Here is a 24,575-nt window from a genome sequence, read left to right as displayed (position 1 = left end):
TTTTGGCAAAATACCTACTCACAACATCTAGTTAGCTTCGACATTTAAAAGCTTGATTAAATAAGGCTATAACCGCATGTATTTAGAATTCTTTGGAATTTCTGATAAGCCATTTCAAATCACCCCTGATACGCGTTTTTTATATTTAACGCCACGTCATCGTGATGGTCTTGCGCATCTTTTATATGGTGCAGATGAGGCGGGCGGTTTCATATTGCTCACTGGTGAAGTGGGTACCGGCAAAACCATGTTATGTCGAAGTGTGTTGGAGCAAATGCCGGATCATGTGAATGTCGCGTTAATCTTAAATCCTCGCCAAAGTTCAAAAGAATTAATCGCTTCAATCTGTGACGAATTAAATATTCCTTACCGTAGATCAACTACCAGTCTTAAATACTTAGTTGATCGATTAAACTTATATTTATTAAAACAGCATGCACAAGGAAAACGCACGGTATTAGTTGTTGATGAAGCGCAGAACTTACGTGCTGAGGTGTTAGAACAAATTCGTTTGTTAACGAATCTTGAAGTGGCGACACAAAAACTTTTACAAATTATTTTAATTGGCCAGCCAGAATTACAAGCTATTTTAGCACGGCCTGAGTTGCGTCAACTTACACAAAGAATCACGGCGCGTTTTCATTTAACACCTTTGTCAAAAGAAGAAACGGCTGCGTATATTCGTCATCGATTACAAATTGTCGGTTTTAAAGGCGAGCTATTTTCCAAAGGGGCAGTTCAGATTGTGCATCAGCTTTCTGATGGTGTGCCACGCCTAGTCAATAATATTTGCGAACGCTCAATGATGGGCGCTTATGGTGAAAACGTTCATCGCATTGATAAAAATCTGGTTCGCAAAGCTGCTGGTGAAGTATTGCAACCTACCGAGCGTTTTCAACCGATGCAGTGGGTAGCTGGCGGCGCGATTGCTGCAGGCACCGCGGCGTTACTATTATCGATTTGGGGTCTGTTACCCAGTGCATCGCAAGAAAGTTATGCTAATGCAGGGCCGGCTACCACAAATGTCGAGACTTTAGCTTCGCAAGCGACCATTGAAGACAAGTCAGTCACCCAAAAAAATGAAGAAGTGGGTGCGCCTGCAATAAACATATCTAGTACTAATAATACTGAGACTGTAGCTTCACAACAGCGACCCCTTGCTGAAGAGCTGAGCAGTGTTAAGCAAGGCAATAAGGGTTTTTTAAATCTAATTAATGATTCGAGTTTACGCACGGGCAACAATAAGGCATTTACTACCTTATTTAGCTACTGGGGCCTTACGTACCCAGAACTAAATGGTGAAACGGCATGTGAACGCGCAACTGCTGCTGAATTGCGCTGCATCTTTGGTAAAGCGGGCTGGGATGAAATTCGCCGACATAACCGACCCGCAGTATTAGAAATTATCAATTCCGCCGGGGAAAGAAAACAAATTGTTGTACTGGCTTTACGAGGTAATCAGGTGAGCTTAAACATTGGCGGTAAAGTCGTTACGACCGCTACAAAATCGGTTGATCCATTCTGGTATGGCAACTATTTATTACTGTGGAGATCGCCACCAGCCGGATCTAATGTTTTAAAAGAAGGTGTTATTGGTAAAGATGTGGGGTGGTTGCGTGATCAACTGGATCGTATTGAAGGCAAGGCCGTTTCTACTGGCATAAAGAAAAAACTTTCCTTTGATCCAACACTAAAGTGGCGAGTAATGGAATTTCAACGCATACGTGGTCTGAATGTAGATGGTGTTGCGGGTCGCGAAACCATGATGGAAATTAATTCTGCGGTCAATGATCGATCCACGCCTTTGTTGTGGCGTCAATCAAGTTAAACGAAATAGGTAGTAGATACTCATGTCGATGATACTTGACGCCTTGACGCGCGCTGAACACGAACGCCAGCTTGAAAAACAACCGGATTTAAAGTTTGTTACACCCGTAAAGCCGCAGAAAAATAATCCGAATAAAATATGGTTATGGGTTGGGCTAGTCGCGCTCGCGAATGCCTTAATTTTATTTTTTGTAATTCGTGCTTTGTCCGGTGATGCAGAAAATGAAATGGAGGTAGCTGCAGTTAATTCGGAAATTCAACAACCTATTGTTGTAGAAACGCCTGCAATGTCACCGCAAACTTCTCAACGTATTCCGTCAGCTAAAATAGAAGTGCAGCAAAAAGAAACAAAACCTTTGGTACAAGAACCTGTTCAATTGGCGGGCGCCGAAAATTCTGTGCAACAACAGCATAGTCAAAATGACGAGCCTTCCGATGCGAGGCCGTTAGCGATGGAAGCAAATAGTGCGCAGACTCCTGCTGTAGATAGACCTTTAATTTACGAATCAAAACAACCCAATACCAAGCCCAAAGCAGCTATTGAAAATTCGTCGGTTAATGTAGCCAATGCACCGGCAGCCGCTAAAGGGAATGTTTCTTTTTCATCTACCGAGTTAAGTTCGGATGATGCGCTTCCAGTTATTAATAAGCCCAAATTACTTATTGATCAAGGACAAGAACAAAGTATAAGCAATGTGGTGAAAGTTAGAGATCTTCCTGAAAGTGCTCGTAGCAACTTGAATCAGTATGAAGTAAATGTGCATGTTTTTGACGATGATCCTATACGCAGATTTGTGTTAATTAACATGGATAAATATAAAGAAGGCGATCGTATTGCTAATAATGGGCCCTTAGTAGAAGAAATTACGCCCGCTGGCGTGGTTGTCGATTACGGCAATGGCCGCGCATTACTCCCCCCTAAATAAGTAAATTAAAGCTTAAATAATTGTTACCTTGTAAAATCATTTGCTACGCTAGATGCGTATATGGAAGTCCCTTCTCCAATCTCAAATCCAGGTGAATTATCATCAGATCCTTCTTCAGTAATCGCTGCAGTTGATCTTGGCTCAAACAGCTTTCATATGGTGGTTGCGCAAGACCAGCATGGGCAACTTAAAGTTATTGATCGTATCCGAGAAATGGTGCGGCTGGGCGCAGGCTTAAATTCTTCTGGAAAATTATCTAAAGAATCTAAAGAAAGAGCTATTGAGTGTTTGCAACGATTTGGTCAACGCTTACAAGAGATGCACGCAGATTCTGTTCGAGTGGTTGGAACCAATACGCTCCGGGTCGCTAAAAAAAGTGCTGAATTTATACAGCGTGCGGAAGAGGCGTTAGGGCATCCAATTCAAATTATTTCCGGTGTTGAAGAAGCGCGTTTAATTTATCAAGGAACTATTCATTCGTTAACTGGGCCAGAAGGCAAATGGCTTGTAGTAGATATTGGTGGCGGTAGTACGGAGGTAATTATTGGTATGCAAGGCAATCCACTGTTAATGGAAAGTGTGGAAATGGGTTGTGTAATGCTGAGCGAAAAATATTTTTCCAATGGTGAATTAGATAAGAAGAGGTTTAAAAAGGCTTTGGTAGAAGCAAAGCTACAATTACAGCCCATCGTTTCAACAGTAAAAGAACTTGGTTGGAAACATGTAGTGGGCACTGCCGGGACAATACGCACCATATCTGAGCTAATGCGCGAGTTTGAACTCAGTGAGCGCGGCATAACTTATAAAGGGATTAATGCACTGATTGTAAAACTACAAGAAGCTGAGCATATAGATAAAGTAAATTTTGAATCTTTATCAAAAGAACGCAAACCGGTATTCGCTGGTGGTCTTGTGGCATTGAAAGCAATTTTTGAAGCGTTAGATATTAAACAAATGGTGATATCTGATGGCGGCTTGCGAGAAGGATTGCTATTTGATCTGGCTGGAAGAATTCATCATCAAGATACACGTGATCGCACAGTTTATTCTTTGATGCGTCGTTATCATGTAGATTTTAAGCATGCAGCGAATATTAAAACCACTGCACTACACTTGCTGGATAAAATTTCAAAAGTATGGAAAATAAATAATGATATTGCCTACCAGTTTTTAATTTGGGCGGCTGATTTGCATGAGATTGGTTTAGATATTGCACATTCTAAATATCATCGCCATGGTGCATATTTATTAGACAATAGTGATCTAATGGGTTTTTCCTGGAATGAACAACGTCTACTTGCCTGCTTGGTTAGAAGTCATCGACGTAAAATTGATATTGAGTCAATCGAACAATTACCAGCGCGTTGGCAGGAGCTAGCAATGTTTATGATTGTAATTTTGCGGGTTGCAGTACTAATCAATCGTGATCGTGTACCTAAGAAGTTACCAGATATGAAGATTGAGGGTAATGATGGGAGTCTGATAATTCAGTTTGATAAAAAATGGCTAGAAGCACACCCTCTTACAGAGGCTGAATTAGAGCAGGAGCAAGGTTATTTGAAAATCTTAAAAGTTAAGGTGAGTATCTAAAAGCTATTAATATTTAACTTTTGCGTGCTCATTCAGTAAAGTTTGTTGTGCGCTAACGGCACTTTGCCCAAAGGATATGGGTGCGGAGTAGTTTCCATCAGCCTGTAATATCCAAGCCTGTCGATTATCTTTAAGATATGTTTTTAGCTCATTAATAATTCGTTTCCGAAGTATCATATCCTTAATTGGCCAACAGACTTCGACACGCCGGAAAAAATTACGATCCATCCAATCCGCACTGGAGCAAAACACTTTAGGGTCGCCATCATTATGGAAATAACTGACACGAGTGTGTTCCAGAAAACGCCCAACAATTGAACGCACTTCGATATTTTCAGAGATTCCGGGTAAGCCAGGACGCAAACAACAAATGCCGCGCACAATAAGTTGTATCTTAACGCCTTCTGCTGATGCTCTATATAAGGCCTCAATTATTTGTGGTTCTACTAAGGCATTCACTTTTGCAATGATGCGGGCTTTGCGGCCCTTACGAGCAAATTCGATTTCTTTCTCAATCAGTTCGATCAGTGTCTTATATAAAGTAAAAGGCGCCTGTAATATATTTTTCAGTACAGGGATTTTTGTAAAGCTTGTAAGCGCCAAGAACAGTTCATGTGCATCGGAAGTGAGCTCTGCATCCGAGGTAAACATTCCATAATCTGTGTATAGGCGTGCGGTTTTTTCATGGTAGTTACCGGTGCCAAAATGAGCATAACGACGCAAACTATCGCCTTCTCGCCGTACTACTAGGATCATCTTGCCGTGAGTTTTCTTACCTACAATTCCATAAACCACATGTGCACCGGCTTTTTGTAAACGGTTCGCTAGAGAAATGTTTTCTGCTTCATCAAAACGTGCCATTAGCTCAATCACTACGGTAACTTCTTTACCTGTTTTGGCAGCTCCCACTAAACAGTCAACAATCGGAGACTTTGCACCCGTTCGATATAGCGTTTGTTTAATGGCTAAAACTTTTGGGTCTTTAGCAGCTTGGCGGACAAAATCAATTACCGGTGCAAAGGACTGATATGGATGATGCAGTAAGATGTCATCTTGCCGAATCAGGCTAAAAATATCTGCACCATGACTTAAACGATCCGGTATACCAGCACTAAAAGGCGGGTACTTTAAATCAGCACGATCAACCAAATCATAGGTCTGACTGAGGCGGTTTAAGTTTACAGGGCCATTAACTCGATATAGGTCTACGGCAGAAAGTCCGAATTGCTGCAATAAATATGAGACTAATTCTTCGGGGCAATTATTTGCAACTTCTAAACGTACTGAGTCACCGTAACGACGTGAAGCCAGCTCGCCTTCAAGTGCACGCATTAAATCATCAATTTCTTCATCATCTAAAAATAGATCGCTATTACGTGTAACTCTAAATTGATAGCAACCTAAAACTTCCAGGCCTTCAAATAACTCATCTACAAAAGCATGCATTACGGATGATAGGAATACATAACTATCACCTGGTTGCTTGTTTAATTCTTCGGGCAAATGAATTAAACGTGTTAATGAGCGTGGCGCTTGAACCACCGCAAATTCGCCTTCACGGCCAAACGCATCTGCACCATCTAATTGAACAATAAAGTTAAGCGATTTATTTATGATACGAGGGAAAGGATGCGCGGGGTCTAAACCAAGCGGGCTTAATACAGGTTCTACTTCGTCATGAAAATACTGGCGCAACCACGCACTTTGCTCATCTGTTCATTGCTCACGTGCGATGAAGTGAATATTTTGTGCTTCTAATTCAGGTTGAATTTCTTCGTTAAATACACGGTACTGTTCAGTAACAAGAGCAGTGGCATCATTAAGAATGCGATTAAGTAATTCTCTTGGCCCAACTTGATCAGCTGTAATATGTGCAATATCAAGTTCTATATGTTGTTTTACACCGCCAACTCGAATTTCAAAAAATTCATCTAAGTTAGTACAAGAAATACATAGAAATTTTAATCTTTCTAAAAGAGGTGTGGATGAATCTCGAGCTTGTTCAAGCACGCGCGCATTGAACTTAAGCAAGCTTAATTCACGGTTAATGTAGTTTTCAGCTAGGCTGAAATTATGCTCATCCATTTTAAATATATCTGCGATGTAGGCACAAATATTATATTTGAAATAGAAGACTTAAGTATTGCACTTAGTCAGGTGATAGTGGTTATTTATAATGTTTATGAAGAATAAAATCGTTCGAAAATCACTAAGCACCATATTGTTGCGAATAGAACTAGGCTTAGAAATACTGCAGCTGAAGCGATGTCTTTAGATTGTTTTGATAGGGCATGATGTTCCTCACTAATTCTATCGATGGCTGCCTCTATTGCTGAATTTAGTAATTCCACGATTAGTACAATAAAGATAGACAGTATTAATAATCCTATTTGACTGGTACTTTGAGCAAGCCAAAAAGCTATCGGAATTAGCACAATAGCCATGAGAGATTCTTGCCGGAATGCAGCTTCATTTTTCCACGCAGAAGAAAGTCCAGCCATGGAATAAAAAAACGCATTATAGATACGTTTGAATCCAGTATTTTGTTTAGATGCCATTTTTAGTGTTTAACAATTGTGTAATGTTATTGTAATAAAATAGTATCAATACATGAAAGTATCACAAGATTATATATTCAAAACAAAGAAGATATGAAGAAAATGAAACGATTAAATTACGCATTTCTACTTATGTTGCTATTTGCTCAGTGTGGTTATGCGGATGAGAAAAAAACGATCTATAATTTTGATTATGGAGTTTTCCCGCATGGTGCTAAAAATTATGAAGAAGGGGATAAAACTGTATCCAGTACTGGCGATTTAGAAAATACAACTGTCATAAAAGCTAAGCTGGGCACAAAATTTGGTGTGCGTTATTGGTTATCACGTGCGGGGTTTGTTGGTGAGCCGACTTTGCATTTGATTTATCACCTTCCAACAATGATTGATCCTAGTACTGGCGAGCACGTTGATAAAATTGAAATATTGCAAGAACAGTCAAAATTAGACTATCAACATACCATGGCGTTTGAGTTTGAAAATCAATACGAACTCGTGCCGGGCGAATATCGTTTTTACATTTTTTTTAAAAATCAAAAGTTATTGGAAAAAGTATTTGAAGTTGAACTTTTGTAATCAATGCTTTAATGGATATCAAGAAGCTGCTCATTGAGTATAAAGAAGAGTGCGGCATTTTTAGTGGCAATCTAGAGAGTAGTCAAAACACATATTGCGTACGAAATGAAATGACATCTCCATCATCTTCGCCCAAAGACTCAAGTGTTGGGTTTCCGAGTCCACTACCACTACCGCCAAACTGAAAGTTGTCAGCATTAGTCATTAAGTAGTTAAGTGAAAAGCGTACATTGGTGTTTGGATACCAGTTAACACCAAGCGTAAGAATGTCATACTCCGCATCACCGTTTGGATTGTTGTCTATATCTACTTCACCATCTTCATATTTAGCAACTAACTCCCAGGCGCCAAGATTGTTTTTTGGTTTAATCTTGTCAAATTTGTTAGTGCTAGATTTATAACCACGAGATTCGCCAGTAAGCGTATAGGTTGCAGCTACATAAAAACCATCCACATCTACATCCGACCCTGCAGCTGAACTGGATTCACCATCAAAATCCGCCATTAGATATTCGCTTTGCAATGACAGCGGACCATTGGCATATGCAGCTTCTATTCCAAATTGATCTGCATGTTCAACAACTACATCGTTACCGGCGGTAGCACGATCACCAATTACATGCACTGCAAGACGACTACGAAAATCCATAGTGCTACCCGCATTGCCGAAATCTCTTACTGCATAGGATGCACCTAAGTGAGCGAAGTGTGGCTTGTTTTCTTGACTGCCAAACACAAAGCGGTTGGCTATGCGTGCTGCAATACTGAATGAATCACTCGAATCATCATCTTCTTCGCCTTCATCAATTAAATGTACCTGTCCTGAAAAGTTACTCCAACTACCTTGCGCAGCAAATGCGAAATCTGGTTTACCGCTTAAAAAATTACCTACTTCATAAATTGCAGAACGCTCAATAGTAGAAATGTATTTATCACTTATGAGTTCTTCGAGCCCAAAAGGTACTTTTAGTCGACCAATAATTAAATCGATATTATTTAAGCCGGCATATTTCACCCAAGCTTCGTCAACGCTTGCTTCTTCAGCATCATCGTCGATATCAACTGTAAGTTTATAGCCCCAATTCTCACCCTTTGTGCCTTTTGCAGTAAGACGGGTTCTACGCCACTCGGATTCATTTGCGGAGTCGCCAATATCAGCAGGGTCTGTAGTGCCGGCGTTATATAGGCCATCATAGTTATCAAAATCGTATTGAATTACCCCTCCAAATTGGAAGCTGTTGCCATTATCGGATTTAATTTTGATGCCACCACCAGTAGTACTGACTGCGATCTCTTCTTTCGAAGTGACTGCACCTGCAAAAGCGGTAGAGCTTATGCTGGCAATTGCGATTGCGCACGTTGCGCCAATCAAAATCTGTTTAAGTCTCACGAAGAGCCTCCCTGTTTAAATAATTTGTTTGAATTCAAGGTATGGATTTTGCGCAAAGACTATGAAATCTATATGAATTAAATGTTACATTTTTGTTACATATAATTAAGATTTGTCGAGAGTGGAAGTTAAATGAAGCAGTAAGTCGTTGATCTATGAGTGCTTAATAGTTCTGTAACAAATATAGAAAATAATGCGGGATCTTTTCATTGCAGGTTACAATCATGCAGAATCAATCTGTTGCAGAAACACGTCAATTTTTAGATCAGCCTTAGGACCAAATAAGAGCTCAAAGTATGAGCAGCAAAAGAATTCTATTAGTTGAAGATGAACACTCCATCCGTGAGATGGTGTCTTTTTCCTTGGGGCAAGAAGGTTATGTGATTGATGAGGCGGAGGATGGGCGTTCGGCTGAAATGAAAATTGCCGATAATCTACCTGATTTAATTCTCCTGGATTGGATGTTACCTGATACATCAGGCTTGGAATTACTTCGCCGCTGGAAACGCAAGGATGCTTTGCAGGAAACTCCTATCATCATGCTGACTGCCCGTGTGGAAGAGCGAGATAAAATTGATGGATTAGATTCTGGTGCGGACGACTATATTACTAAGCCATTTTCAGTAAAAGAACTCACTGCGCGTATTCGTGCGGTAATGAGGAGAGGTTCAGGTAGTTTAGAGAGCGAGGTAAATGTTGGCCCAATTAAGCTGGATGTAGATGCACATCGTGCCTATGTGAATGAAGAGTCTATTAATATGGGCCCAACAGAATTCCGCCTGCTTGAGTTTTTTATGACTCATGTGGACCGGGTTTATTCACGCAGTCAGTTGTTAGATTATGTCTGGGGTCGTAACATGTATGTAGAAGAGCGTACGGTAGATGTACATATTGTGCGTTTAAGAAAATTACTTAAACCTCTTAACTGTGATCAAATGATTCAAACTGTTCGCGGTTATGGTTATCGATTCTCTGCAAAAACGTAATGTCATTTAATGCATGGTTATCTGAATTAAATCGAATTTTACTCGTATTTATTCCATGCGTTCTAATCGGTTTAGTAACAGGCCATCTACAATTCTTTTTTATTCTCGGCTTAATTATCTATGGTTTATGGACGGCTAGACAATTAGTCACACTTAAACAATGGCTGGATGGCGGCGCGTTGGTTGACGAAGCGCCTGAATATTTAGGTATTGCCGATCAGCACATTTCGAGTATCGTTGATTTGCAGAAAGATTACCAAGCAAATAAATCAAAGTTAGAAGATTTAATTACGCATTACAAAGAGATGATCTCTGCGCTACCCGATGCTGTCGTGATTATGGCATCAAGTGGGGAAATAAAATCTGCCAATCAAGCGGCACACGATTTATTACAGATTGATCCATCGCGGGATATTAATACTAGGATTACGCAACTGGTGCGCAGACCTGCTTTTACAGATTATTTCTCGGCAGGAAATTTTCAACAGCCGTTAGAAATTCGAGGCTCATCAGACCATGAGCCAGAGCTAAGTTTACGAATCATTCCTTTTGGGGAAAGTAAATTGGTATTGATTGCACAAGACATGTCGCAATCTGCACGAATTTATGAAATGCGCCGTAGTTTTATTTCCAATGCTTCTCATGAATTGCGTACTCCGCTAACGGTTATTCTAGGCTATTTAGAATCACTCTCAATGAATCAAGAGTTGCCTGATGAATGTAATGCAGCAATCAATTCTGCAGAAATTCAAGCAAAGCGCATGAAACAGTTGGTTGAAGACTTGCTGACATTGTCTCGTCTGGAGTCTACTACATCAGTTGTAAAAGACTCTGAAGTCATCCCAGTTGCCTCACTCATTGTTGATATTGTAGAAGAAAGTAAACTTTCTACTTGGTTTACCAATCACGAAATCTCAACACAACTTGAAACGAATGCAATGCTTAAAGGGGATCTGCAAGAAATTCACAGTGTGATTTCTAACTTAATTAATAATGCCGTGAAGCACACCGATGCCGGTTCAATGATAAAAGTTGTTTGGAAGAAGGATGATAACGATGGGTTGCAATTTATCGTTGAAGATAATGGCCAAGGCATTGCGCCTGAACATCTAGAGAGATTAACTGAGAGATTCTATCGAGTGGATGCTGGGCGTTCGCGTGAAAAAGGGGGAACTGGTTTGGGCCTTTCTATTGTGAAGCATATATTGGGACGTCATGAAGGAACGCTAGAGATTGACAGCAAAATTGGCTTAGGTTCGGCATTTATTTGTAGCTTTCCTACTCATCGAGTAGCAAAAAACGAAAGTAATATCTAATAAATCAAACACTTACGGTTTCACAAAACTGTAATATTTGTACCATATGCTTGTAATACATAGATAGTAACTTTGAGTATGAAATTCAAAATATCCCATAACTGAGGAGTTATTTAATGTACGAATTAGTTAAGAAGCTTTATGTAGTTACAGCTTTCTTATTGCTTAGTTCAGTAGTGACCGTTTCAGCGAATTCAAGCGTTGATGCTGAGCTTGGTGAATACGCTGCCACTAGCGGTGTATCCGGAAATTTGTCTAGTGTAGGCTCAGACACACTCGCTAACTTAATGACGTTATGGGCAGAAGAGTACAAGCGTTTTTATCCAAACGTTAATATCCAAATTCAAGCCGCAGGTTCGTCTACAGCACCTCCAGCATTAACGGAAGGGACTGCTAATCTAGGGCCTATGAGCCGCAAGATGAAAGACAAGGAACTTGCATCTTTTGAAAAGAAGTTTGGCTATAAACCTACTGCAATTCCAGTGGCGATTGATGCATTAGCCGTCTACGTTCACAAAGATAACCCAATTCAAGGTATGTCTATTGCACAAGTAGATGCCATTTTCTCAAACACTCGTAAGTGTGGTGGAGATGACGACCTTTCTGCTTGGGGCGACCTTGGTTTGCAAGGAAATTGGGTAAAACGTGACATTCAATTGTTTGGTCGCAATTCAGTATCAGGAACATATGGCTATTTTAAGAAAAAAGGGCTTTGCAAAGGTGACTTTAAGTCCACAGTAAACGAACAGCCAGGTTCAGCTTCGGTTGTACAGTCTGTTTCCTCTTCGTTAAATGGAATTGGTTTCTCGGGTATCGGTTATAAAACTTCTGGCGTTAAGGCTGTGCCGTTATCTAGGAAGGCCGATGGAGAAAAAATTGCAGCAACAACTGAAAATGCAACTTCTGGTGCATACCCGCTTGCACGTTTCTTGTACGTTTATTTAAATAAAGCCCCTGGGAAGCCATTGTCACCACTTGAAAGAGAATTCATCAGAATGGTGTTATCGACCCAAGGCCAAAAAGTAGTCGTGAAAGATGGGTATATTCCACTACCTTCAAAGGTTGCGGATAAGGTATTAGCTTCTATTGATGTCGAAAAAAATCCTATGAAGCTCAACACAAAGATAAGTGTAGCTGAATAGATTTTGTTCATTTGCTCCAGTTTTTAAACATTAAGTTGCAGTTTTCGGACTAATAAATTTGTAAAATTTATCAGACTAACGAGTCTGTAGAATTTATAATGGCCCTGCAGTTAACAGTAGGGCCTTTTTTGTAAGAATAAATTTGCATTAATATAAAAAGCTTGGTGCTATAAAAATAAATCTAAAAATGTCTGAAGAATCAAGCTCATCACAACTCAGTGTTCCTGAACCATTAGTTTTTGATCAGGCCTTATGGCGTAGACGATCGATCAAAGATATTTTTGCACGTTATTTAGTAGGAGCAGGTGGAATTGCAGTTATCGGCTCAATCATTCTAATTTTTCTGTTTCTATTTATGGTGGTGTTTCCTTTATTTAAAGGAGCAGCCTTGCACGAAGTTACCAATTACTCATTAAGCAAGGTGGCTACTGACGAAACTTTACTTTATTCAATCGAAGAACAAGCAGAAATTGCTATGCGTCTAAATAATAAAGGCGTTGTTAATTTCTTTTATGTAGATAGTGGCGAATTAATTGAGAGTAAAGAACTTGTAGCGAACAAAGATGTATATATTAGTAGTTGGGCACATCTTGATGCTGAAAAAAATATTGTTGCGCTCGGTCTGAGTACCGGGGCAGTGCTTATTTTTCAACATGAATATTCTTCTAAGTATAAGAATAGTAAGCGAACCATTATTCCTAGCATCACTTTTCCGTTAGGCGAAGATCCAATTGACTTAGAAATTGGTGAGCAGACGTTAAAGAGCTTAGCGATCAGCGAAAATGAAGACGGGCTAACATTATTTGTACAAACAGAAAGCGGCCCACGGTTGGTTAACTTTGAAAAAACGTCTTCATTTTTAGATGAAGATGAAGTTACATTTGAGCTCACTAGCCAAGTTCAACTCCCGTATGTTGATACACCGATTAAAACGTTGATATCACCTGAACGGGATTGGCTATATCTTTTAAATGCAAATGGTGCGATTGCTTATTACGATATCCGCTCAAAAGATGAGCCGATTCATATTGAAGATGTATCAGTGCTGGATGAAGGTAACAAACCCACTATTTTAGAATTTTTGCTTGGTGGGATTTCCTTATTGCTGGCCGATGATCAGGGCAATATCCATCAGTTGTTTTTAGTACGCGGGGATGATGGCTTGCGGCATTTAACACCCATAAGAAAATTTAAAAGCGGTAGTGCAGAGATTTCTAGCATTACTACCGAGCAGCTGCGCAAAGGGTTTTTAGCTACTGATGTGGATGGAAATATTTCTATTTTTCACGCCACTGCAGAGCGTCATGTCATAACCGAAAATGTTATTGATAAACCACTTGTGTATCTTGGTATTGCGCCAAGAAGTGACAAAATTATTGCTGAAGATGTTAACCGACAATTACACGTTTGGGAACTTGATAGTGAGCACCCAGAAGCTTCAATGAAATCTATTTGGGGTAAAGTTTGGTACGAAAGTTATCCGGAACCAGACTATATCTGGCAGTCGTCATCTGCTTCTAGCGATTTTGAACCAAAATTTAGTCTTACGCCGCTAACCTTTGGAACGTTCAAAGCTGCATTTTATGCCATGTTGTTTGCAATGCCGCTGGCAATTTGTGGTGCGATTTTTGCTGCTTATTTCATGGCACCAAAAATGCGTAGTGTGGTTAAGCCATCGATCGAAATTATGGCTGCGTTACCAACGGTAATATTAGGATTTCTGGCAGGTCTTTGGTTGGCGCCTTATATAGAATTGAATTTGCCAGGCGTGTTTACACTTTTATTATTGGTGCCTTTAGGTATTTTCTTAGCCAGTTATTGTTGGTGGCAATTGCCTGAAAACATTACTAGTAGAATAGCAGATGGTTGGCAGGCTGCTCTGTTGTTACCAGTAGTGTTATTTTTTGCTTGGGCCAGTTTGGCGCTTAGCCCGTGGTTAGAACAAGTCTTATTTGATGGCAATATGCGTCTCTGGCTTACCGACACCATGGGTGTAGGTTATGACCAACGTAATGCATTAATTATTGGAATTACCATGGGCTTTGCCGTGATTCCAATCATCTTTTCTATTTCTGAAGATGCTGTGTTTAGTGTGCCAAAACATTTGTCATCAGGTTCGTTAGCGTTAGGTGCTACACCTTGGCAAACGTTAATGCGAGTAGTGTTGCCCTCAGCCAGTCCAGGAATATTTTCAGCTACTATGATTGGTTTAGGTCGAGCAGTAGGCGAGACCATGATTGTGTTAATGGCAACCGGTAATACTCCGGTGATGGATTTTAGTATTTTCGAAGGCATGCGCACCTTGTCGGCAAATGTCGCGGTTGAGTTGCCGGAGTCAGAAGTGGCTAGCACGCACTTTAGAGTGCTGTTTTTAGCTTCTTTAGTGTTATTTATTTTTACATTTTTCTTCAACACCATCGCAGAAATAGTTAGACAAAGGCTGCGTGAAAAATATAGCTCTCTATAAGAAGAGTCATCTAGATGCCTAGTAATAAATCTCATAAAGATCCATTTTATAAATCCGGTACCCCATGGATTTGGTTAAACGCTGGTGCGGTAACCATTAGTGTAATTATGGTAGTGGGCTTATTAGCACTGATTGCGGTGCGCGGGTTAGGGCACTTTTGGCCAAAAACAGTTTATGAAATTGAATACCTGAATAACGATGAAATTGTTCAAGTCATAGGAGAGCGTGTTGAATCTGAAGAGGTATTAAAACAAAGAATACTAGAGCCGGGTGTAAAGGTAGACAGTGACGATGACATCATTGAGCGTAGTTTAATAAAAGTTGGTAATCGTGATTCCTTAGGTGTGGATTTCATGTTAACCGTTACACCTAATGAGAAGAAGGTGAATAAACCAGAAGATGTTTTGGTGTTGGAGCGCACACAATGGGGTAACTTTTACGGATTTCTGAAGGAAATTAAAAGTGACAATAAAGTACTAAATCTCTACGAAGATATTAAATGGCAAGATTTAGAAGAGCGTTTAGATCGGGTTGCTGAATTAAGAGAAAGAATTGAACATATAGAAAAAGTTGAAATTGGACGAGTTAATTATCAAATTGAAAAGCTACGTTTAAAACAACGTGGTCTTGAGAAAGATGGCGTTACCGATCTAGAAAAATTTAAGCCGATTGAAAATGCTCGGACAGAGTTTAACGCTGAATATGAAATACTAAAGAGTGAGTTGAATTCTCTTTATAAGGAGATGTCGCGAGATAGTATTACGGCAACCATCATGGGTGACAAAGAGGTAGAAGTTAAACTTGCGGATGTCGTGAAAGCCTATCGTCCTAATGCAATGGGTCTGCTAGATAAAATATTCTTTTACATTAAGACCTTTTGGGGATTTATTACCGATGATCCAAGAGAAGCCAATACCGAAGGTGGAATCTTCCCAGCTATTTTTGGGACCGTGCTTACCGTATTATTGATGTCAGTGGTAGTAATGCCATTTGGGGTTATTGCAGCCATTTATTTGCGTGAATATGCAAAGCAGGGTTTCTTAACTCGTTTAGTCAGAATCTCCGTAAACAATCTTGCTGGGGTGCCTTCCATTGTGTATGGCGTATTTGGTCTTGGTTTTTTTGTCTATATTGTTGGCGGCACGATAGACGAATTATTTTATTCTGAAGCACTACCTTCACCTACTTTTGGTTCAGGTGGATTGTTGTGGGCATCCCTTACCCTTGCGTTACTAACAGTGCCAGTTGTAATTGTTGCCACTGAAGAAGGTTTGTCGCGTATTCCAAGAGCAATTCGAGAAGGTTCGCTTGCATTGGGCGCTACCAAAGCAGAAACGTTGTGGCGTACTATTTTGCCGATGGCGAGTCCTGCAATTATGACGGGTCTAATTCTTTCAATTGCACGTGCTGCGGGTGAAGTAGCGCCGTTAATGTTGGTAGGAGTAGTCAAGCTTGCGCCTTCATTGCCGCTAGATGGTAATGCGCCGTTTATTCATTTGGAACGGAAATTTATGCATTTAGGCTTTCATATTTATGACGTAGGTTTTCAAAGCCCTAATGTAGAGGCTGCGCGTCCATTAGTGTATGCAACTGCGTTAATACTTGTGCTCGTAATTGTGATTCTTAATTTAGCTGCAATTTACACAAGAAATCATTTAAGAGAAAAGTATAAAGATTTAGAGCAAAACTAAATATGCAATTCCGTACTTTGCCTGGACTTGAGATTGAACCTATATATCAATTATGTAAGGCTTTGTAGGAGCTAAGGAAAACATGACTATGGCCGCACCAAAAATTTCACAAGACGTATTACTCAATAAGGGTGGTCAAAATATTGAGGAGGAAACTGCTTGTTTTGAATGTAGAGAATTTGGTTTGTATTACGGTGCTGCCCAAGCACTTAAAAACATCAATTTAGTTATCCCTGAGAAACGTGTAACCGCGTTTATTGGTCCGAGTGGCTGCGGTAAATCAACCTTGTTGCGTTGTATGAATCGCATGAATGATTTAATAGATATCGTGCGTTTAGAAGGCTATATGTTTCTGCATGGTGAAGATATTAATACTAAATCCGTTAATGTTGCCGAATTGCGACGTAAAGTAGGCATGGTATTTCAAAAACCCAATCCATTTCCTAAAACGATTTATGAAAATGTTGCCTATGGTTTGCGTTTGCAAGGTGTAAATAAGAAAAGAGTATTAGATGAGCGAGTAGAGTGGGCGCTCAAGGGTGCAGCTTTATGGGATGAAGTAAAAGATCGTTTACAAGATAACGCTCTAGGGCTTTCTGGCGGTCAGCAACAACGCTTAGTCATTGCACGCTCTATTGCAATTCAGCCAGAGGTTATCCTTCTAGATGAACCCGCATCAGCGTTAGATCCGGTTTCCACTTTGAAAATTGAAGAATTAATTATTCAGTTAAAGGAACAGTACACGGTAGTAATTGTCACGCATAACATGCAACAAGCCGCACGGGTTTCGGATTACACCGCGTTTTTATATTTGGGCGAACTGATCGAATTCGGGGCGACCGATCAATTATTTACCAACCCAAAAGAAAAACAAACTGAAGATTATATTACCGGTCGTTACGGCTAACAGTTTATAAGAAAGCGAGATACTTATGGTTTATCAAGATATCGGACAACACATCTCTCATCAATTTGATGAAGATTTAGAATCACTACGTAGCAAAGTGTTAAACATGGGCGGCATGGTTGAAAAACAAGTCGAAAATGCATTGATTGCTCTAACGCGATCAGATAGTAGTTTGGCAGAAGAAGTGGCTACAAGTGATTACAAGATTAATTCAATGGAAGTTGCAATTGATGAAGAGTGCACGCAAGTTATTGCGCGACGCCAACCTACTGCAAGTGACTTACGTCTTGTTGTAACGGTAATTAAAACAATAACAGATTTAGAAAGAATTGGTGATGAGGCTGAGAAGATTGGTCGACATGGAGTAAAACTTGCAACCGTTGAACGCACACCTTCTTATTTTATGGAAATAAAACATTTGGGTGAGCAAGTTCGAAAAATGTTGCATGAGAGTTTGGATGCATTTGCAAGAATGGACACTGATGCTGCATTAGCCATTGCACAAGGTGATCGAGAAATCAATGAAGAATATGACGCTTTAGTACGTCAGCTAATTACTCATATGATGGAAGATCACAGCGCTATCAAACGCGCTTTGCGAGTTATGTGGTGCGCTCGTTCGTTAGAACGAATTGGCGATCATGCCAAGAATATCTGTGAGTATGTTATTTATACTGTGGCAGGAACTGACGTTCGCCATACAAGTTTTGAGCAGGTAAAAAATGAACTTACGGATACAGATAAGTAAGTTAAGAGCATTCCTATTTTACAATTACTGTTAAATCAACATGTTGTATTTCTGTACATGTAAATTCTAGCAACTTTACATACCAAACCCCTTTCTGCTTGTTATAATAAGCTTTTGTTTACTCATGCTTAGTGTTGAGTTTTCATAATTTAAATAATTACCATAATAAAACTATAGGCATTGCAAAAGTATTGCCTTGTAAAGCTGGGAGCTCTTTGAAATGGCAAATCATAAAATAGAAGCAGTTGAAGGAATTGGCCCGAAATATGCTGAAATGTTAGCCAAGGCAGGCATTACTGATACAAATGGTTTATTGGAGGCAGGTTGTTCCGCTGCAGGCCGCAAAGATTGTGCGGGGAAATCAGGCTGTAGTGAGAGCCAGATTCTTAAATGGGTTAATATGTGTGACTTATTTAGAATTAAGGGAGTAGGCGAAGAATACTCTGAACTTTTAGAAGTATCAGGTGTTGATACGGTAAAAGAACTTCGCAACCGAGTTCCTGAAAACCTCACCGCTAAAATGGAAGAGGTCAATGCAGAGAAGAATTTAGTGAGGAGAGTCCCTACATTGAAGGAAGTTACTGCTTGGGTCGAGCATGCCAAAGAGCTGCCACCAAAAGTAACGCACTAAATAACTATAATAATTATAAAACCAATAGGAGTGAGTTCGAGATGTATAAATTAATTTTAATGTTGTTCATTGCAGCTTTGATGTTTGGCTGTAGTAAAGATGACGCTGAACACGCTGGTGATGAAGCAAGCGAAGCAGCTGAGCATGCAGGTGAAGAAGCTAAGGAACATGCAGGTGAGGAAGCTAAGGAACATGCAGGTGAGGAAGCTGAATCCGCTGGCGGACCTAAGCTTGAGCCATTACCAGATTGGGATTCTTTACCACCCATTGAAGAAGAAGCTGCGGCTGAAGAAGGATCCACTATGATGGAAAAAGCTGAGGAAGTCGTAGAAAAAGCTAAGGAACACGCAGGAGATGCAGCTGAATCAGCAAAAGAGCATGCAGGAGATGCAGCTGAAAAGATGAAAAAAGAGTAATTCTCTTAGTAACTAAATAATAAAAATAATTAGGAGTAGCTATGGGTTTTTTAACTTGGATAGTGCTTGGCGGCATAGTTGGCGCCATTGCAAAATTGATTATGCCTGGAAAGGATCCTGGCGGCTTCATTGTGACCATTCTGCTTGGCATCGCCGGCGCATTTGTCGGAGGCTACATTAGTACTTTGCTAGGTTTTGGATCTGTAACGGGTTTCAATATAATCAGCTTAGTTATTGCTGTAGTGGGCGCATTGATATTGTTATTGCTTTATCGAATGATAAAAAAGTAATTAATATCTATATTTATAGTGAAAACTTAAAACGCCTAGAAATTTTATCTAGGCGTTTTTGTTTCTACTAATAGATTTATTTTCACAATCTATACTGTTTCAAATTAATGCACTTTATTCCTTGCAGTCGCCATGTGCTAGTAAACAAATGCTGTAAATTGCTTGAGGAAAAAGAACAGCGGCAGTTCAGGTCCTTTGCTGAAATTCTTAATGCTTATGTGCATTTTAAAGCGCAAAAAAATCTGGAGTTAATGAAGCAATCATACGCTAACTTTAATCCAAATAATGAAACTCCAGCATATCCTAAATTAACAGATGACGAAGAACGACAACAGGCTAGCATTCTAGCTAACACTCTCAAAAGAGTCTTGCTGAATGCAAATTATCAAGAGTTAAGCAAGCAGGATATCGAAAAAGCATTGAACCAGTCTTCTTTGGTTCCGGTTAATACTCAAGTTGATTTAGATGATTATGAACGTATTTTATTATTTTATCGTGGCAGCAATGTTAAACAGGTAACTATAAAACGCTTTTTTAGAAAAAAACAAATTAGTTTCGATAATTACGATTATGTTTCTGTTTTGTTAGAAATAAAATCACAGCAATACTTTGAAGCAAAAGAAAAACAAAAGAATGAACTTAATTTTAAACCTGGGAAAGTTTATCTATATTTATATAAAAATATTCCACATTATGATTTAGAGCTTTTGTTCCCTAATGTGAAAATCAGCATGAACTTACGCGATAAACTGATGCTAATCATTCCAGCATTGGGTGCTGCCATACCGATGTTAATTAAAATATTACCGGCTTTAGGTTTGTTAGTGGGGGCAATTGCATTAGTAGTGTTTGGTTGGAACCTGGGCGGACATTTTGACGTAGATGTAAGTGACCCTAAGGCGGTTTATCCATTATTGTTAGCTGCCTTGACGGCTTGTGTGGCCTTGGGAGGTTTTGCAGCCAGACAGTATATAAAATATAAAAGTAAACGTTTAGAGTTTCTGAAAAAAGTAACAGACGTGTTATTTTTTAAGAGCCTTGATGTCTGTCAAGGTGTATTAAATGCTGTTGTGGATGCTGCTGAAGAAGAGCAAAGCAAAGAGATGCTACTAATATACTACTTATTGATGCTGGAAGATAAGGCGCTTAGTATAGAAGAAATTAGCCTCAAGCTAAATAGTTGGACTAAGGATCAACTTTCTACAAGTACAGAAGTCAAAGTTGAGCCAGCGTTAGAGCAGTTAACGAACTTACAAGCAGCTTTGGATTCGGGGCATACGATCTCGGTAGTTGAAAATATTGCCGACGATCAATATCGTGCATCTGACATTGAATCTGCAAAACGCACTATTGATTATATTTGGGACCATGCATTTCAATATGCAAATCAATAAAATAGATTGGGAAAACGATAAGTCAGTTTAGCCAGTTTTTTCGGGAAGAATATTTAGATTTTCAATATATTGAGGTGAGACACCGACTTTTTCTGCCGCCATGTGACGTATTGCTACCAGGTCGTAACCTGGAAATTGTTGAGTCAGTATATTAATCGCTTGTTGGCATTGTTCTGGAACACTTAATTTTGCCCCAGATCTCTTCCCTGAGCTAGATGCCAGTTTCATAATAATTGTATTACTACCTGGTTTTTGTCTTTCGTGATCACGCTCTTTTAGTAATTTGTGTACGGTTACGCCTGAATCATTTGGTTTCTTAATAATTTGTGAACGTGCTTGTATTAATGAATCATCGATACTCTCAGAGAATCCTGGGCTGACCATAATGGAAGATCTATTAGGATCGTCAAGTAAATCATCATCTTGATATTTTTCCGTAGAATTATCCTGCTGTGCGGTAAATTTTTCTTTTATTGATTTTTTTCTTCTCTTTAAAGGTAATTTTGTTTTAACTTTTGATAACACATTACCAACTTTTTTCTTAGCACTATCTTTAATTTTATTATCATTCACTGATGCTAAAATATTTCGTTGTTTCTCTTTATCTATTTCTTCAGCCCATGCATTTGTTTTCTTTTTCGTGTTTTTATTAGATGATTTTGCTTTAGGTTTGCTAGTTACCTGCTGTTTTGATTTTTTAGGTGTGGCTTTATTTCGTGACTTGCTTTTAATTCGAGACTGTATTTGTGAAGAATTTTTTAACTTTTCACCTTTTTTAATCAAGGTTGTAAGTATTTTTTCGCTTGTGTCATTGTAAGTTTGATTTGCTATTTCACTGGATGATTGGCTTGGCGGCGAGGTGTTTATAGAAGCAGCTGCAGTAGGTAGTGAACCGTGTAGCTCAACTTTAGCTTGCCACATATTGTTAAACATATGCATCGCCATAATGGCTGCTGTAACAGCATCATTATTAACTATGGATTCCCGCAAGTTTTTTTCAAATAGCAATGCAGATAGTAGATGTTTTCGTCTGTTTGAAGTTTTAGTTTGTTTTAGTTCATCTTTAATTGCGGTGGCATCTATATAATCTGTGATTATAGGCAGTTCTGCTTTTATCCATTCCTGTGCATTATCTAATGTTGCATTGCTTTCACGTTGAAAATCATTCTTAAAGCGCTGAAATTTCTCTACACGTTTACTAGTTTCAATCGACTCTAGTGAGGCACTAAACAAGTCATGATTATTATTTGGAGTACTCATTATCTAGGTCTTATTCAGGAGAAATATCAAGATCATCAAGTTCTTGCTTGCTCACATTTAGGCGAGTTGCAGCTAATAAACGTAATGCGTTTACATTGCAATGTGGATATTTATCTTTTAAGTTGTTAATGGTCTCTTGATAAAGCTGCTGACTAGAATCATTTGTTGTTTGTTTGGTTTTGGAAACGACAGGAGAATTAGTTGTTGCAGACTTTTTTACTCTTTTAGTGTTTTGTTTCGCGTCAATTTTGAATATAGAGCTATACCAAACATTTTCTAATAGTTTCATACTAGCAAGCGCAGCCGTTCCAGCATCTCTATTGGCTAACGAGCTATTCAGTGCGTCCAATTCTATAACCATTCGTAACGCACAGCCTTCATCACTATCAATACTGTATTTATTAACTAAAGGCTTTGCTTCATGTGCGAGTGTGGGTAATTTGGCTTTTTCGAGAATGGTATGCGACCAAGTCAGAATACTCTCAGTAAATTGCTTTAAATTATCTTCATAAGGCTGTAGATCTTTTTCATCAAAATTAATTTCACTAGCATTAATTTCTGGTAAATACTCGCGTATTTTCATTGCAATTTGTTGTTGCATCATTAAATAATTTTTCTGAAAGTTTAAAAGCTTATAGTTATTGTCTTCTATCACAGTTATTTCATTAGCTGAAATGCAACTGTGATGAGTAAAATATTCTTTAATTTAAATTCGTTACGTTAGTTTGACTTCATTTGCGGTTATGTGAAACAGGCTAAAAACAGCTCTAGATGCATGGTGTAGATATGCCGATATAAGGGTGCACAAAAGGTTAAATGACACGACCAGCTGTTTCATAATAAGCAGAATTAAAAATGAACCACATATATTGATTTAGAGTCCAAATATTTATTGGCGGTATTGTTTTTAGGTAAAGCTAATTAAGACTAAATAAATTAGTACCTGGGCATATACAAAAGCCCCGTGCTTACTAAAGGAGGTAATAATGAAAATATTACAAAAAATTAACATTGCGGGAATTATATTTTTATCAATAATTCTTGCTGCATGTTCCACTATTAATCCGTACACAGGTGAAAAGCAAGCTAGTAAAGCCGTAATTGGCGCAGGCGCAGGCGCAGCTACAGGAGCAGTGGTAGGGCTGATTACTGGCGATGATAGTCGAGAACGACGTAAGCACGCATTAATTGGCGCAGGCGTGGGTGCTTTGGCTGGCGGTGCAGTGGGCTACTATATGGATGTGCAAGAAGCAAAATTAAGACAAAAACTTGCTGGCACTGGTGTTAGTGTAACTCGTGACGGTGACAATATAATTTTAAATATGCCTGGAAATGTAACCTTTGCTACAAATAGCGCGGATATTAATGGCGATTTTTTCGCGGTATTGGATTCAGTAACTATTGTGGTGGACGAATTTGATAAAACCTTAGTTGAGGTTATGGGACATACCGATAGCACCGGTGCTAATGAGTATAATCAAACATTGTCTGAAAAGCGTGCAAATGCGGTCTCAAAATATTTTCAAAGTAGAGAAATTCAACCGCTACGTTTAGCAACTTATGGTTATGGCGAAGATTATCCCGTCGCAAGTAATGATGATTCTACTGGACGTTCTCAAAATCGTAGAGTCGAAATTGCTTTGGTGCCACTTACCAAGAGCTAAATAATATACATATAGGTAATAACTTAAAAAGGCTCCGCTATGCGGAGCCTTTTTCTTTTGTGTATGATTAATTGTATGAGTAAAGGTAAATTATTTATCATATCTGCACCAGGCCTCTATCTATGACGAATAATGCAAATCTCTTCATTGTTAGTGCTCAGGGGATAGGTGCTGTATGAGTGACGGTAGTTTGTTTATCATTTCTGCACCGTCAGGAGCAGGAAAGACAAGCTTGGTAAAAGCACTTGTTGATTCTATTTCTAACGTGGTGGTTTCTATCTCACACACTACGCGAGAAAGGCGCCCTGGAGAGGTGGATGGTGAAAACTATTTTTTCGTCCCTTATAAAATATTTTTGCAAATGATCAAACAAAATGAATTTCTAGAATACGCAAAGGTGTTTGATCAATTTTATGGCACTTCACTGTCGTCAGTAGAAGAACAATTAGATCAAGGTTTAAAAGTGATACTCGAAATTGACTGGCAAGGGGCAGAGCAAGTGCGTGAACAGATTAAAGGAACACAATCTATATTCATACTGCCTCCTTCAAAAGCAGAGCTGGAAGCCCGATTACGTGGGCGAGGTCAGGATAGTGAAGAAACTATTGCACGTAGAATGCGAGATGCGGAAAGTGAAATTAGTCATTTTCAAGAGTTCAATAATATTGTTCTAAATGATAATTTTGGTGATGCTTTGCGAGACCTTACTGCATTAGTGGTAGGTGAGGGTGAATATCAGCCTATCAGTGAGGATACTTTGCAAGCCCTTACAGAAGATTTGTTGCCGAAACACTAG

The 24,575-nt window shown here is 39.2% G+C and carries 21 protein-coding genes and 1 pseudogene; 17 read left to right on the top strand and 5 right to left on the bottom strand.

Annotation, left to right across the window (positions count from 1 at the left end):
• Positions 1-76 precede the first annotated feature (76 nt).
• From GKR92_09545 to ppx, 3 genes are read left to right on the top strand one after another with little or no spacing between them, the layout of a single operon-like run.
• Entirely contained in the window at positions 77-1,828 is a 1,752-nt protein-coding gene (locus tag GKR92_09545) for an AAA family ATPase (protein QMU61928.1), read from the top strand.
• Positions 1,829-1,850: 22 nt separating this feature from the next.
• The gene (locus tag GKR92_09540; protein QMU61927.1) at positions 1,851-2,753 is read left to right on the top strand and encodes a hypothetical protein; all 903 of its coding nucleotides are present in this window, start codon (positions 1,851-1,853) and stop codon (positions 2,751-2,753) included.
• 60 nt (positions 2,754-2,813) lie between these two features.
• The gene (ppx, locus tag GKR92_09535; GenBank protein QMU61926.1) at positions 2,814-4,343 is read left to right on the top strand and encodes an exopolyphosphatase; all 1,530 of its coding nucleotides are present in this window, start codon (positions 2,814-2,816) and stop codon (positions 4,341-4,343) included.
• A gap of 6 nt (positions 4,344-4,349) precedes the next feature.
• Here the strand turns inward: ppx and ppk1 are convergent.
• Together ppk1 and GKR92_09525 are read right to left on the bottom strand one after the other, a co-directional pair.
• Positions 4,350-6,428: pseudogene (gene ppk1 / locus GKR92_09530) on the bottom strand (polyphosphate kinase 1).
• A gap of 95 nt (positions 6,429-6,523) precedes the next feature.
• Positions 6,524-6,901, bottom strand: a complete 378-nt coding sequence (locus tag GKR92_09525) for a diacylglycerol kinase (GenBank protein ID QMU61925.1) — start codon at positions 6,899-6,901, stop codon at positions 6,524-6,526.
• 93 nt (positions 6,902-6,994) lie between these two features.
• Here GKR92_09525 and GKR92_09520 point away from each other — a divergent pair, with 93 nt between their 5' ends.
• Positions 6,995-7,477 carry a DUF3859 domain-containing protein gene (locus GKR92_09520; protein ID QMU61924.1) on the top strand — a complete coding sequence of 161 codons (483 nt, stop codon included), beginning with the start codon at positions 6,995-6,997 and terminating at the stop codon, positions 7,475-7,477.
• Between the two features lie 82 nt (positions 7,478-7,559).
• Here the strand turns inward: GKR92_09520 and GKR92_09515 are convergent, their stop codons facing one another.
• Entirely contained in the window at positions 7,560-8,867 is a 1,308-nt protein-coding gene (locus GKR92_09515; GenBank protein QMU61923.1) for a hypothetical protein, read from the bottom strand.
• A gap of 296 nt (positions 8,868-9,163) precedes the next feature.
• Between GKR92_09515 and phoB the strand changes: the two genes are divergently transcribed.
• From phoB to GKR92_09460, 11 genes are all read left to right on the top strand, one after another.
• Positions 9,164-9,853, top strand: a complete 690-nt coding sequence (gene phoB, locus GKR92_09510; protein ID QMU61922.1) for a phosphate regulon transcriptional regulatory protein PhoB — start codon at positions 9,164-9,166, stop codon at positions 9,851-9,853.
• Positions 9,853-11,169: a phosphate regulon sensor histidine kinase PhoR gene (gene phoR, locus GKR92_09505; GenBank protein ID QMU61921.1), complete on the top strand. Its 1,317-nt coding sequence runs from the start codon at positions 9,853-9,855 to the stop codon at positions 11,167-11,169. Before phoB ends, phoR begins: the two co-directional genes overlap by 1 nt.
• 116 nt (positions 11,170-11,285) lie before the next feature.
• A complete protein-coding gene (gene pstS, locus GKR92_09500) occupies positions 11,286-12,311 on the top strand; it encodes a phosphate ABC transporter substrate-binding protein PstS family protein (protein ID QMU61920.1) in 1,026 nt (341 codons plus the stop codon).
• A 187-nt stretch (positions 12,312-12,498) separates the two neighbouring features.
• Positions 12,499-14,778: an ABC transporter permease subunit gene (locus GKR92_09495; GenBank protein QMU61919.1), complete on the top strand. Its 2,280-nt coding sequence runs from the start codon at positions 12,499-12,501 to the stop codon at positions 14,776-14,778.
• Between the two features lie 14 nt (positions 14,779-14,792).
• Complete coding sequence (pstA, locus tag GKR92_09490; protein ID QMU61918.1) at positions 14,793-16,469, top strand: phosphate ABC transporter permease PstA; 1,677 nt, start codon at positions 14,793-14,795, stop codon at positions 16,467-16,469.
• Between the two features lie 82 nt (positions 16,470-16,551).
• On the top strand, positions 16,552-17,376 hold the full coding sequence (locus tag GKR92_09485; protein ID QMU61917.1) for a phosphate ABC transporter ATP-binding protein: 825 nt from the start codon (positions 16,552-16,554) through the stop codon (positions 17,374-17,376).
• Between the two features lie 25 nt (positions 17,377-17,401).
• A complete protein-coding gene (phoU, locus tag GKR92_09480) occupies positions 17,402-18,124 on the top strand; it encodes a phosphate signaling complex protein PhoU (GenBank protein QMU61916.1) in 723 nt (240 codons plus the stop codon).
• A gap of 220 nt (positions 18,125-18,344) precedes the next feature.
• A complete protein-coding gene (locus tag GKR92_09475) occupies positions 18,345-18,755 on the top strand; it encodes a DUF4332 domain-containing protein (GenBank protein ID QMU61915.1) in 411 nt (136 codons plus the stop codon).
• Positions 18,756-18,796: 41 nt separating this feature from the next.
• Positions 18,797-19,171 carry a hypothetical protein gene (locus GKR92_09470; protein ID QMU61914.1) on the top strand — a complete coding sequence of 125 codons (375 nt, stop codon included), beginning with the start codon at positions 18,797-18,799 and terminating at the stop codon, positions 19,169-19,171.
• A 41-nt stretch (positions 19,172-19,212) separates the two neighbouring features.
• Positions 19,213-19,461 carry a GlsB/YeaQ/YmgE family stress response membrane protein gene (locus tag GKR92_09465; GenBank protein QMU61913.1) on the top strand — a complete coding sequence of 83 codons (249 nt, stop codon included), beginning with the start codon at positions 19,213-19,215 and terminating at the stop codon, positions 19,459-19,461.
• A gap of 107 nt (positions 19,462-19,568) precedes the next feature.
• On the top strand, positions 19,569-20,855 hold the full coding sequence (locus tag GKR92_09460) for a DUF3754 domain-containing protein (protein QMU61912.1): 1,287 nt from the start codon (positions 19,569-19,571) through the stop codon (positions 20,853-20,855).
• Positions 20,856-20,882: 27 nt separating this feature from the next.
• On the opposite strand, the gene GKR92_09455 is transcribed toward GKR92_09460, so the two are convergent.
• Together GKR92_09455 and GKR92_09450 are read right to left on the bottom strand one after the other, a co-directional pair.
• Positions 20,883-22,115, bottom strand: coding sequence for a hypothetical protein (locus GKR92_09455; GenBank protein ID QMU61911.1), 1,233 nt, complete (start codon positions 22,113-22,115; stop codon positions 20,883-20,885).
• A 10-nt stretch (positions 22,116-22,125) separates the two neighbouring features.
• Positions 22,126-22,719 (bottom strand): hypothetical protein, encoded by a 594-nt coding sequence (locus tag GKR92_09450; GenBank protein ID QMU61910.1) that lies wholly within the window; start codon positions 22,717-22,719, stop codon positions 22,126-22,128.
• 382 nt (positions 22,720-23,101) lie between these two features.
• On the opposite strand from GKR92_09450, the gene GKR92_09445 reads away from it, so the two are divergent.
• Together GKR92_09445 and GKR92_09440 are read left to right on the top strand one after the other, a co-directional pair.
• Positions 23,102-23,779 (top strand): OmpA family protein, encoded by a 678-nt coding sequence (locus GKR92_09445; protein ID QMU61909.1) that lies wholly within the window; start codon positions 23,102-23,104, stop codon positions 23,777-23,779.
• A 175-nt stretch (positions 23,780-23,954) separates the two neighbouring features.
• Positions 23,955-24,575, top strand: a complete 621-nt coding sequence (locus GKR92_09440; protein ID QMU61908.1) for a guanylate kinase — start codon at positions 23,955-23,957, stop codon at positions 24,573-24,575.

The organism is Gammaproteobacteria bacterium (assembly GCA_014075255.1).
In the GTDB taxonomy this organism is placed as follows: domain Bacteria; phylum Pseudomonadota; class Gammaproteobacteria; order UBA4575; family UBA4575; genus JABDMD01.
The sequence above is the reverse complement of the archived record's forward strand: the minus strand, read 5'-3'. Positions and strand labels throughout refer to the sequence as shown.